Annotated in this window: 8 protein-coding genes; 5 read left to right on the plus strand and 3 right to left on the minus strand. The window is 73.8% G+C overall.

The features are described 5' to 3' along the window. Positions 1–18 precede the first annotated feature (18 nt). Positions 19–2,076 carry a DHA2 family efflux MFS transporter permease subunit gene (locus ACH499_RS02640; protein WP_399013406.1) on the minus strand — a complete coding sequence of 686 codons (2,058 nt, stop codon included), beginning with the start codon at positions 2,074–2,076 and terminating at the stop codon, positions 19–21. A 172-nt stretch (positions 2,077–2,248) separates the two neighbouring features. Between ACH499_RS02640 and ACH499_RS02645 the strand changes: the two genes are divergently transcribed. Both ACH499_RS02645 and ACH499_RS02650 read left to right on the plus strand, forming a co-directional pair. Next, positions 2,249–3,313 carry a peptidoglycan-binding protein gene (locus ACH499_RS02645; protein ID WP_399013407.1) on the plus strand — a complete coding sequence of 355 codons (1,065 nt, stop codon included), beginning with the start codon at positions 2,249–2,251 and terminating at the stop codon, positions 3,311–3,313. Between the two features lie 176 nt (positions 3,314–3,489). Continuing rightward, positions 3,490–6,033 carry a DUF6185 family protein gene (locus tag ACH499_RS02650; protein ID WP_399013409.1) on the plus strand — a complete coding sequence of 848 codons (2,544 nt, stop codon included), beginning with the start codon at positions 3,490–3,492 and terminating at the stop codon, positions 6,031–6,033. A gap of 304 nt (positions 6,034–6,337) precedes the next feature. On the opposite strand, the gene ACH499_RS02655 is transcribed toward ACH499_RS02650, so the two are convergent. Both ACH499_RS02655 and ACH499_RS02660 read right to left on the minus strand, forming a co-directional pair. Then, on the minus strand, positions 6,338–6,997 hold the full coding sequence (locus tag ACH499_RS02655; RefSeq protein ID WP_399013411.1) for an HAD-IA family hydrolase: 660 nt from the start codon (positions 6,995–6,997) through the stop codon (positions 6,338–6,340). A gap of 164 nt (positions 6,998–7,161) precedes the next feature. Continuing rightward, the gene (locus ACH499_RS02660) at positions 7,162–7,743 is read right to left on the minus strand and encodes a TMEM165/GDT1 family protein (protein ID WP_356197116.1); all 582 of its coding nucleotides are present in this window, start codon (positions 7,741–7,743) and stop codon (positions 7,162–7,164) included. Between the two features lie 402 nt (positions 7,744–8,145). Here ACH499_RS02660 and ACH499_RS02665 point away from each other — a divergent pair, with 402 nt between their 5' ends. The 3 genes from ACH499_RS02665 (at position 8,146) to ACH499_RS02675 (ending at position 11,214) form a co-directional block, all read left to right on the plus strand. After that, positions 8,146–8,790: an HNH endonuclease family protein gene (locus ACH499_RS02665; RefSeq protein ID WP_356197114.1), complete on the plus strand. Its 645-nt coding sequence runs from the start codon at positions 8,146–8,148 to the stop codon at positions 8,788–8,790. A gap of 82 nt (positions 8,791–8,872) precedes the next feature. Then, the gene (locus ACH499_RS02670) at positions 8,873–10,519 is read left to right on the plus strand and encodes an alkaline phosphatase D family protein (protein ID WP_399013414.1); all 1,647 of its coding nucleotides are present in this window, start codon (positions 8,873–8,875) and stop codon (positions 10,517–10,519) included. A 245-nt stretch (positions 10,520–10,764) separates the two neighbouring features. Next, positions 10,765–11,214, plus strand: coding sequence for a DoxX family protein (locus ACH499_RS02675; protein WP_399013416.1), 450 nt, complete (start codon positions 10,765–10,767; stop codon positions 11,212–11,214). The last annotated feature ends 152 nt before the right edge of the window (positions 11,215–11,366 follow it).

The following is an 11,366-nucleotide window of genomic DNA, read 5'->3' on the forward strand; positions in this document are numbered from 1 at the left end:
GGGCCCGGCCCGGCGGGCTCAGTCGGACGCCCGCGACAGGGTGTGCGGCTGCCCGTTGTGCGGCCGCTCCCGCTCCGACCCGCACAGCTCGCCGCTCAGCTCCTTCACCAGCCGCTCCAGGTCGGTCGGCCGGTCCGGCCCCCACCAGTCGCCCAGGAACTCGGCGAGGGAGTCCTCGCGGGCCCGCGCCAGCCGCTCCGCGTACTCGCGGCCCAGGTCGGTCAGGGTCAGGTCGAGGCCCTCGCGGACGGCGAGGCGCCGTTCCTCCACCTGCCGGGCGGCGGCCATGACGGCGGCCAGCGGGACCGGGCCGCGCTCGGCGAGCTGGGCCGGTTCGACCTGCCCGTACTTCCTGATCCGCAGCAGCATCCAGCTCGCCGCCGGCAGCAGGTCGTAACCGGCCCGGGCGGTGATCTGCCGGTAGATCTCGCGGCGGCCCTCGCGGGTGCCGAGCACGGACAGGGCGCGGCACACCTCGTCGTGCGAGGACCGTTCGACCGGGTTGCTGGCGAAGGTCTCGGTGCCGTCGGGTGCCGTGACCGAGCCGCGCAGCCGGTCCTCCTTCAGGAACCAGGCCAGCACGAAGCCGAGGACCGCGACGGGAGCGGCGTAGAGGAAGACGTCGGTGATGGCGGACGCGTAGGCGTGCAGGACCTCCGGGCGCAGGGCGGGCGGCAGGGCGCCGATGCCGCGCGGGTCGGCCTTCAGCGAGTCGGCGGAGACGCCGGGGGGCAACGTCGCGCCCCGGAAGGCGTCGGCGAGCTTGTCGGCGAGGCGGTTGGCGAAGACCGTGCCGAAGATGGCGACGCCGAAGGACGCGCCGATGGAGCGGAAGAAGGTGGCACCGGAGGTGGCGACGCCCAGGTCCTCGTAGGAGACGGCGTTCTGCACGATGAGGACGAGGACCTGCATCACCAGGCCGAGGCCCGCGCCGAAGACGAAGAAGTAGGCGCTCATCTCGGCGGTCGAGCTGTTCTCGTCGAGCTGGTGCAGCAGGAGCAGGCCGATCGTGGTGACGGCGGTGCCCGCGACGGGGAACACCTTCCAGCGGCCGGTGCGGCTGACGATCTGCCCGGAGCCGGTGGAGGCCAGCAGCACGCCGACCACCATCGGCAGCATGTGCACCCCGGACATGGTCGGCGTGACACCGCGTACGACCTGGAGGAACGTGGGCAGGTAGGTCATCGCGCCGAACATCGCGAAGCCGACGATGAAGCTGATGACGGCGGACAGCGTGAAGGTCCGGACCCGGAACAGCTTGAGGGGCAGGACGGGTTCGGCGGCCCTGCGCTCCACCGCCACGAACACGGCGGCCAGCACGACGCCGAGCACCGCCAGGCCGACGATCTGCGGCGACCCCCAGGCCCAGGTCGTGCCGCCGAGCGAGGCGACCAGCACCAGACAGGTGGCGACGGACGCGATGAGCAGGGTGCCGAGGTAGTCGATGACGTGCCGGGTGGCCCGGCGCGGGATGTGCAGCACCGCCGCGATCACGGCGAGCGCGACCACGCCGACCGGCAGGTTGACGTAGAAGACCCAGCGCCAGCTCAGATGTTCGGTGAACACCCCGCCGAGCAGCGGCCCCAGCACGCTGGTCGCGCCGAACACGGCGCCGAACAGTCCCTGGTAGCGGCCGCGTTCCCGGGGCGGGACCAGGTCGCCGACGATCGCCATGGACAGCACCATCAGCCCGCCGCCGCCCAGACCCTGCAACGCCCGGAAGGCGATCAGTTCGGACATGCTCTGGGCGACGCCGCACAGTGCGGAGCCGACCAGGAAGATCGCGATGGCCGTCTGGAACAGCCGCTTGCGCCCGTACTGGTCGCCGAGCTTGCCCCACAGGGGGGTCGCGGCGGTGGCGGCCAGCAAGTACGCGGTGACGACCCAGGACAGGTGCTCCAGCCCGCCCAGGTCGCTGACGATGGTGGGCAGTGCCGTCGACACGATGGTCTGGTCGAGGGCGGCGAGCAGCATGCCGAGGAGCAGGGCCCCGATCGAGACCAGGACGCCGCCGCCGACCTGTTCCCGCTCCTCGGGCCGCGCCTGGTCCGTCGCTTCACGCACATCCGCTGCCATGGAAGACCTCCCGGGAGTCCAGCCCACTCCATCCTGATCGGTGTGACCAGTTATGGCCTGTTCAGTCCTGCGGGAAGCGGGTGTTCCGGGGGTCGTGCGCGCACGGGTGTGAAGGAGATCTGCATAATCTCTGGAGTTCGCGAGGGGAGTCGCGAGGGGAGGGAACGGGCGCGTGGAGCAGAGGAAGAAGCCGTCACAGGACCCGCAGGGGAGACCTTCGGGGCGGCAGTGCCCCGAGTGCGGGGCGCCCAGGGAGGCGGACAACACGCCGTCCTGCTCCTGCGGGTCCCGTGCCGCCGACGCCCTGCGCGAGACGCGTACGGCCGAGGCGGCGGCCGCGGAGGATTTCGACCCGCTGCGGATTCGGCCGTACGTGGAACTGGACGGCACCGGCGAGGCGCCCCCGGCCGACTCCGCCCCGGCGCCCGCACCGGACCCGGACGCCACGATGACGCTGCGCGCCGTCGACCCCGGCGCCGCGGCCACGGAGGCGACCTCCGTGCTGCCCACGCCGCTGGCCCCGTCGGCGGACACGCCCAGCGCCCGCGACCTGAGTCTGTTCGAGGCGCCGGGACCGGCGACGGCGCCCCTGGATCCGGACACGGACGGCCGCGGTGGCCGCCGGGCGCGCGGACGGCGGCGGGGCGTGCTGCTCGGCGTCGCCGGGGCGGTCGCGGTGGTGGTGGGCGCCGCCGGGTACGCGAGCGGGCTGTTCTCCTACGAGTCCCCCTCCCGGGACGGGGCCCTGCCGGACGAGGTCCGTGCGAGCGTCCCGGACCCGTCGGCCCCGGACTCCTCGGCACCCCCGGCCCCGGCCACCCCCTCCACGTCCACGAGCCCGGCCTCGGCGTCCCCGTCCCCCTCCGCGTCGGCATCGGCGTCGGCGTCCGCCGACTCCTCCCCGTCTCCGTCCCCCTCGGCGTCGAGCGCGTCCCCGTCCCCGTCCCGCTCCCCCGAGCCGACCCCCACGACGCCGAGCACCCCCGCCCTCGCCCCCGACCCCGGCAGCGGCGGCGGCACCCTCCGGCGCGGCGACCGGGGCTCGGAGGTCACCGAACTCCAGCAGCGCCTGGCCCAGCTCCACCTCTACACGGGCGACGTCAACGGCAACTACAACCGCCAGGTCGAGGACGCGGTCCACCGCTACCAATGGGCCCGGGGCATCACCGACGACCCCTCGGGCGTCTACGGCGACTCCACCCGCGACTCCCTGGAATCGGAAACGACCGACCCCTGACCGCCCGCGAAAACGGCGCCGCCCCGTAACGCCGGGGCACGCACCCCGCGGTCATGCGCGCCGCCGACGTCCCGGTACCGGAAAACCCGACGCGTCCGGGCGGGGCCGTCGATCATCATGGGGGGTGACAACCACGTGACGGGGGAGGCGGGTTGAGGGCGTGTGCGGTCGTACTCATGGCTCTGCTGCTCGGGGTTCTCGCCCCGCCGGGCCAGGTCGCCCGGGCGTCGGACGATCCCTGCGCCGCGGGACATCTCGCCACGGCCCGGGTGAGCGCGTCCCTGCGGCTGGAGCATGAACGCCGCACCCAGAGCAAGCTGGTCAGCCGGCTCACGGTGCGGGTCCCCTCCGCGTGGCCCCACGCGACCGGGCTGCTCCTGGGCGAGGAGTCCGCGGCGTACCGGAAGGCGATGCGCTGTCTGCTGAGGGGGACCGCGAGCCAGTACGAGTGGTGGGACGAGTGGCGTTCCCGCCCTCCGCGCGTCACGCCGGAGAAGGGTGCCGTGGAGGTCCGGGTGGACACCTACGCCTGGGCGGACGGCACCGGCATGACGTACGTCGGGCCCTGGGACGTCGAGATCGGCAAGGACCACTGGCGGATTCGCCTCAACCCCGCCGACGCCCTGCGCCGCGCCCGATGGACGTCCGTCGTGGTGGACCCGGGCTCCGCCGGCGCCCTCACGGCCCGCCCGCGCCCGACCGGCGGCAAAGGGGACACGGGTCTGCTCTGGCGGCCGGCGCGCCAGGCCCTGCCGGCCGTGGACGTACGCGTCGACCCCGCCTGGCAGCGCTCCTGGGCCACCCAGGGCGACCGACTCCGCTTCCTCGGCGCCGGCACCGCCGGCGAACTGCTCTGGGAGGGTTCCCTGGCCGTCCTGCTGCTCCTTGCCGCGCGCAGGACCAGACGGGCCGGCGGACCGCTGACGGCGGACGAGACGGCACAGCTCGCCACCGTGACCCGATGGGCGTGGGTGTTCCTCGCGATCAGCGTGCTGAACACCGGGGAGAACCTCCTCTACCGCGTGCTGGCCGAGTTCTCCCACGACGACTGGGCCACGTTGCAGGCACGCCACGGTCTGGCCGCCAGTCTCGTCATCGGCTGGGCCGTGATGCTCTTCGGCCGTCCGCGGCGTACCGTCCAGTTGGCCGGCGCGGTCCTCACCGTGCCCGCGCTGGTCGTGGCGGTCCGGCCCGACACTTTCGGGCTCCCCGCTCACCTCTTCCTCCCGGAGGACGCCCCCGACCGGGCTGTCGTCGCGCTCTTCACGGCGGTCGGCTGCGCCTTCGGTCTGCTGCTCCTGGGTACGGTGGCCACCGGCTGGCGTCTGTCCCGCGCGGCCGGGCTGATCAAGGACCGTCCGCCCGCGACCCCGGGCACCCCGGGGATCCCGCGCGAGCTGCGACTGCGCCACGCGGCACCGGCGCTCGTCCTCGCCGTCGTCGTGATCGGCCTGTGTGTGGGGTTCACCAGGGAACGGGACTGGCAGCGTGCGTCCTGGCTGAGCGCGCACGGTGACCCGGCCTACGGAACCGCTCACCTGACGGCCCTGCGGAACGAGCTGACCTGGTTCGCCGACACCGGCAAGGACTGGTGGTTCGGTTACGACTGGATCCTCGTCGGCCTGGCCGTCCTCGCCGTGCTGCGGGCCCGGGCACACCGGCCCGCGGCCTCGGCGCACGGCCCCGACCCCACCGAGGAGTTGTGGCTGCTCCTCTTCTTCCCGGTCATGGTCGGCATGGGCCTCGGCTGGTTCACCGGCAACGGCGCGCTGAGCTGGCTGTGGGTCTTCGTGAACCTCGGTGCCCTGTGGCTGGGTCTGGCCCTCGGCAGGGGCCGGGCCGTGCTCGACCGGCCGCTGCAGCGCTCCGGGACCCCGCTCGGCAAGGCCCTGGACGAGGCTCGCCGTCACGACCTGCTCGACAGGGCCCGCAGGTTCCGGGAGGTGCACGCCAAGCTGCGCCGCCTCGACCAGGGCCAGTCGGACGACGAGGCGCACAGCCGACGCGCCTACGAGCGGGAGCTGCGCGGCCTCCATCACTGGCGGACGCCCTCGGGAGCCGCCGACCGACTCCCCGCCGACGTCTCCGTGGTCGACGCCGCCCTCGCACTGGGGCCCCGCACGACCTGGTGGGAGAACGGCTGCCGGGCCGCAGCGCTCGCCGGGGTCATCGGTCTGCCGGTGAGCGCCCTCATGGTCTGGTCCGAGCAGCTCAGGGGCGAGTTCCTCACCTCGACCCTCTACTTCGGCTACGGCTTTCCCAGCCTTCTCATGGGCCTCGTCTACTGGCAGGTGACCTGGGCCGGCGTCGGCTTCCTGCTCGGCGCGCTCTGGCGGCGGCTGCCCGGGCGCCGGGGTCCGGTGCGCAGCCTGCCGATCACGGCCGCGTTCGCACTCCCGACGGGGCTCGACGCCGTCGGCAACTGGATCACCCGGGAGGGACAGACCAACCTGGCCCAGTGCGCCGCGGCCATGCTCCTGGTCATGACCCTGACCGGCATAGCCCTCGACCTGGACACCTTCCGCGGTGAGCGCCGGTACTGGCAGAGCCGTCTGGGACTGCTGCTCTCGATCTACCAGATGCGCTACTTCTCCCTGCAGATGGCGTACCTGTTCGCCCAGCTCATCGCCTTCCTCACCCTGTGGCAGTTCTTCACCGACACCGGAGGCCCCCCGGAACCGGGAGGCGGCGCCACACCGGGGGGCGCGCCGGGCAACTGACCCGTCCGGGCCGACACGGGGCGGCGAACCCCGCGCAACCGCGCCAACGCCGGGCGGCGCGCCCCACCCGCAACGGCAACCCCGGCCGACGGAGCCCACCCAGCCAACCCACCCAACGGGCACGGCACCCCGCAACGCCGGCCCCATGTCACGCAACCGCGGGCATGCGTGCCGCCCGGGGCGGCACGGGTGGGCGCGGCGGCACCCCGCAACGCCGGGCGGCGCAAACCCGCCCGCCCAACGGCACCCCCGGGCACCAGCGGCCCCCGCAGCGAATCCACCCCGCTCAGGCGCCGCGGCACTCTCAGGCGACGACCACCCGCAGCCCCGCGTCCCCCAGGTCCTCCACCCGCACCCGGGTCAGGTCCGGCACGACCACGTCGGGCCCGTGCGCCGAGGCCCGGGGCCCGACCCCCACCACCCGCATCCCCGCGGCGCGCCCCGCGGCGATCCCCGCCCCGGAGTCCTCGAAGACGACGCACTCCGCGGGGTCCACCCCCAGCTCGGCCGCCCCCTTCAGGAAGCCCTCCGGATCCGGCTTGCTCGCCCCCACCGACTCCGCCGTCACCCGCACGTCCGGCATCCCCAGCCCGGCGGCGGCCATCCGCGCCGTGGCCAGCGCCACGTCCGCGGACGTCACCAGCGCGTGCGGCAGCCCCCGCAGCGAGGCGAGGAACTGCGGCGCCCCGGCGATCGCCACGACCCCCTCGGTGTCCGCCGTCTCCTCCGCCAGCATCCGCGCGTTGTCGGCATGGTTCTGCTCCATCGGCCGGTCCGGCAGCAGCAGCGCCATCGTGGCGTACCCCTGCCGCCCGTGGACGACCTTCATGACCTCGTCGCCGTCCAGCCCGTGCCGGCCGGCCCAGCGCCGCCAGACGCGCTCGACGGCGGCGTCCGAGTTGACGAGGGTGCCGTCCATGTCGAGCAGCAGGGCACGGGCGGGAAGAACGGTGGTGGCCGTCATCGGCAGACTCCAAGGAACGGGGAGGGAACAAGGCGGCCCCGCCCGCCGGTCAGGGAAACGGGCGGGAGCCACTTTGTTCCCCCACGGTACAAAACAGCTCGCCCGAATGCCACCGCTCCCGGCGAACGTTCACCCTCCGTTCGCCGGGACCCCGGCCCACCGGCTCAGCCGGCGATCGCCTCCCACAGGCTCCACACACCGAGGCCGGTCATCAGCACCGCGGCGATCTTGGTGATCAGCGCCAGCGGCACCCGCTTCATCAGCGCCTTCCCGCCGACGATGCCGAGCCCGGCCACCGCCCACAGCGCCAGCACCGCACCCAGGCCGACGGAGAGCGGATCGTCGTAACGGGCCGCGAGGTTGGCCGTCATGATCTGCGTGAGGTCACCGAACTCGGCGACCAGGATGAGCATGAACCCCGCCCCGGAGACCTTCCAGAAGGACTGGTCCCCGGGCTTGCGGATCTCCTCCTCGTCGTCGTCCTTCTTCATCATCAGCACCGCGGCGCCGCCGAGGAACAGCACACCCGTCAGCGCGTGCACGATCTGCTGCGGCAGCAGCGTGAGCACGCTGCCGGCCGCGACCGCGAGCACGACGTGCAGCAGGAAGGCGGCGGCGACGCCGGCGAAGACGTACGAGGCCCGGTAGCGGGTGCCGAGGACGAGGCCGGCGAGCGCGGTCTTGTCCGGCAGTTCGGCGAGGAAGACGACGCCGAAGACGAGCGCCGTCACGGTCAGGCTGATCAAGGGATCCTCTGTCGGTCGGGGCCGCCCCGCCGAGAGTGCTGGTCCTTGCGGGAAAGACACCTCGGCACGGCAGCACACGGGTCGCCCGTGCCGTACGGCACGGGCGTGCACTGCTTGCCGAAGGTCTCGCCGGCCGGCCTCGCGTACGAGACCCGCCTCCGGGCGCCGGCTCAGACGAGCTGAGCAGTATGTCGACGGTCCGGCGAAGGACTACTCCCCTTCTGCGCCGTCCATGGTACGCGAGCCCCCGCGCGCCCCCGAGGGGCGAAAGTCCCGCCGCGCTCCTAGACGTGCCATGCACACGTCACTAACTTCTTACCGGCCGCACATCTGTGCGCCACGTGGCGCCGCGAGTATTCCCCAGCCCGCGACGCAACACCCCCACACCCCAAGGGAGTTCGCATGCCGAAGTTCTACGCGCGTCGACGGCTGGCCGCCCTCGCCGCGTTCACCGGGCTCATAGCCTCGGTCGGACTCGTCAACGGGCCGACCGCCTCCGCCGCCCTGCCCACCCCGGTGAGCGCCACCACCGCCCGCTCCTACCTCGCCTCCCTCACGGTGGCCACGGAGAACCGCACCGGCTACAACCGCGACCTCTTCCCCCACTGGATCACGCAGTCGGGCACCTGCAACACCCGCGAGACGGTCCTCAAGCGGGACGGCTCGGGCGTGGTCACCGACTCCTCCTGCGCCGCCGTCCGGGGAAGCTGGTACTCCCCCTACGACGGAGCCACCTGGACCGCCGCCTCCGACCTGGACATCGACCACCTGGTCCCCCTCGCCGAGGCGTGGGACTCCGGGGCGAGCGCGTGGACCACCTCCCGCCGCCAGGCCTTCGCCAACGACCTCACCCGCCCGCAGCTCCTCGCGGTCACCGACAACGTCAACCAGGCCAAGGGCGACCAGGACCCGGCCACCTGGATGCCGTCCCGGACCGCCTACCGCTGCACCTACGTGCGCGCCTGGGTACAGGTGAAGTACTACTACGGCCTCTCCGTCGACTCCGCCGAGAAGTCCGCCCTCCAGAACCACCTGGCGAGCTGCTGAGACGCACCCGGTCCCGGCGCGGACACTCCCCGTCGGCCTCCGTCGTTCCGTACGGTACGGGGCGACGGAGGAGGGGATCGCCATGGCGGGACTGCGCCTGGGACCACTGCTGAGACACACCGACGGCTCGTCCGCGACCGTCTGGGCCGAGACGAGCCGCCCCTGCACCGCCGAGGTGCGGTGCGCCGACGGGGCGCGGGGCACGGCCCGCACGTTCCAGATCGCGGGCCACCACTACGCCCTGGTCCCGGTGACCGGGCTGACCCCCGGCACGGCCACGGAGTACGAGGTGCTCCTCGACGGCGCCCGCGTGTGGCCGCCGCCCGACCACGGCTTCCCGCCCTCGGTGATCGCCACGCCCGCAGGCGGGGACGGCGTGCGCGTCGCCTTCGGCTCCTGCCGCTGGGCCGCGCCGCCGGCCGGCGGGCACGACCCGGTGGGCCCGGACGCGCTGGACGCCCTCGCCGGCCGCCTGGCGGCCGGTCCGCCCGGCGAGCGGCCCGACGTCCTGCTGCTGCTCGGCGACCAGGTGTACGCCGACGAGGTCTCCGACGCGACGCGACGCTGGCTCGCCGGCCGCCGCGACCCTGCGGAGCCGCCGGGCGCCCAGGTCGCGGACTACGAGGAGTACACCCACCTCTACGACGAGTCCTGGAGCGACCCGGAGGTGCGCTGGCTGCTGTCCACCGTGCCCTCGTACATGGTCTTCGACGACCACGACGTGATCGACGACTGGAACACCTCCGCCGCCTGGCTCGCCGACATGCGGGCCACCGACTGGTGGAGCGAGCGGATCCTGAGCGGCCTGATGTCGTACTGGGTGTACCAGCACCTGGGGAACCTCTCCCCCGCCGAACTGGCCGCCGACCCGCTCTACGAGGCCGTCCTCTCGGCGCCCGACGGCACCGACGCGCTGCGCGCCTTCGCCGCGCGGGCCGACTCCGCCCCGGACACGGTCCGCTGGAGCTACCGGCGCGACTTCGGCCGCGTACGGCTGGTGATGGTGGACTCCCGCGCCGCCCGCGTACTGGCCGAGGACCGCCGTTCGATGCTCGACGACGGCGAGGCCGCCTGGCTGCGCGAGCAGGTGCTCGACGGACGCGACGACGGCCACTCCCCCTACGACCACCTGCTCATCGGCACCTCCCTGCCCTGGCTGCTGCCCCCTCTGGTGCACGACGTGGAGGCGTGGAACGCGGCGGTGTGCGGCGGCGTACGCGGCGAACGCTGGGCCCGGCTGGGCGAGCGGATCAGACGCGGGGCCGACCTGGAGCACTGGTCCGCGTTCCCGTCGTCCTTCGACGCGCTCGCCGGCCTGATCGCCGAGGCCGGTACGGGCCCGGGGGCGCCCGCGACGGTGAGCGTGCTGTCGGGGGACGTCCACCACGCCTACGTCGCCGAGCCGTCCTGGCCGGGGCGCGGGCCCGGCGCCCGCGTCGCCCAGCTCACCTGCTCCCCCGTGCACAACTCGGTTCCGCTCTCGATCCGGCTCGGCTTCCGCTTCGGCTGGAGCGCCCCGGCGCGGGCGCTCGGGAGGCTGTTCACCCGGCACGGGCGGTGCGCGCCGCCCGCGGTCTCCTGGCGCCGGACCGGCGGCCCCTGGTTCGGCAACCAGCTCATGACCCTGACCCTGCGCGGCCGCTCGGCCCGGCTGCGGCTGGAGCAGGCACGCTCGGAACGCGACGGGGAGACGGTCCTGCGGACGGTCGCCGAGCGGGAGTTGGCGTAATCCGGATTCCGCAATCCGGGTCCTCGCCGTTCCGCACGGTTTCGGTCAGCGCGTCCTTCCCGAGCCGCCCCACTGGGACGTTTCCCACGTGGGGTGGTTTTTTTTACGCGCCGGTAACCCGGAGTTCCCGCATGACCAGATGTTGAACTTGCAAGTACTCCTTAGGGTCACCTAACGTGGGCAGCCCACTCGGTTCCGTCCCCCACCGGTCCCCTTCCGACCGGCGACCGAAGGAGTACCCCCACATGCCCGGACGCCTCGAACGCACCCAGCCCTACGCCCTCGGCCTGTTCCGCGCGGTCGTCGGCCTGCTCTTCGCCTGCCACGGCGCCGCCTCCCTCTTCGGCGTCCTCGGCGGCGCCCCGGGAGGCGGCACCGTGGCGGCGGGCACCTGGCCCGGCTGGTACGCGGCCGTGATCCAGCTCGTCGGCGGCACCCTCGTCCTGGTGGGCCTCGGCACGCGCGCCGCGGCCCTCGTCGCCTCCGGCTCGATGGCGTACGCCTACTTCACGGTCCACCAGCCCGAGGCGCTGTGGCCGATGGAGAACGGCGGCGAGGCCTCCGCGATGTTCTGCTGGGCCTTCCTGCTGCTGGTCTTCACCGGCCCCGGCGCCTTCGCAGCGGACCGGCTGCTGTCCAGGCGCACGGCCGAGCCGGAGCAGCGGGGCGCGGAGCAGACGCCGGTCGCGGCCTGAGCCACGAAACGGGCGGGGGCCCCCCCCCCCCCGGGGGGGGGCCCCCCGGGGGGGGGGGGGGGGGGGGGGGCCCCCCAGATACTAGTTTTAAAACCGGGGCGCGCCGAGGTCCGGCCCCCCCCCGGGCGGCCCCCCCCCGGGGGTTCCCCCCC

Source organism: Streptomyces sp. NPDC018947 (assembly GCF_044390505.1).
Classification (GTDB): domain Bacteria; phylum Actinomycetota; class Actinomycetes; order Streptomycetales; family Streptomycetaceae; genus Streptomyces.

Excerpts from the sequence above, each read along its gene's own strand:
- ACH499_RS02670 (WP_399013414.1), top strand. The coding sequence starts at position 8,873 with ATGGCGGGACTGCGCCTGGGACCACTGCTGAGACACACCGACGGCTCG.
- ACH499_RS02675 (WP_399013416.1), top strand. The coding sequence starts at position 10,765 with ATGCCCGGACGCCTCGAACGCACCCAGCCCTACGCCCTCGGCCTGTTC.
- ACH499_RS02665 (WP_356197114.1), top strand. The coding sequence starts at position 8,146 with ATGCCGAAGTTCTACGCGCGTCGACGGCTGGCCGCCCTCGCCGCGTTC.
- ACH499_RS02650 (WP_399013409.1), top strand. The coding sequence starts at position 3,490 with ATGGCTCTGCTGCTCGGGGTTCTCGCCCCGCCGGGCCAGGTCGCCCGG.
- ACH499_RS02655 (WP_399013411.1), bottom strand. The coding sequence starts at position 6,997 with ATGACGGCCACCACCGTTCTTCCCGCCCGTGCCCTGCTGCTCGACATG.
- ACH499_RS02640 (WP_399013406.1), bottom strand. The coding sequence starts at position 2,076 with ATGGCAGCGGATGTGCGTGAAGCGACGGACCAGGCGCGGCCCGAGGAG.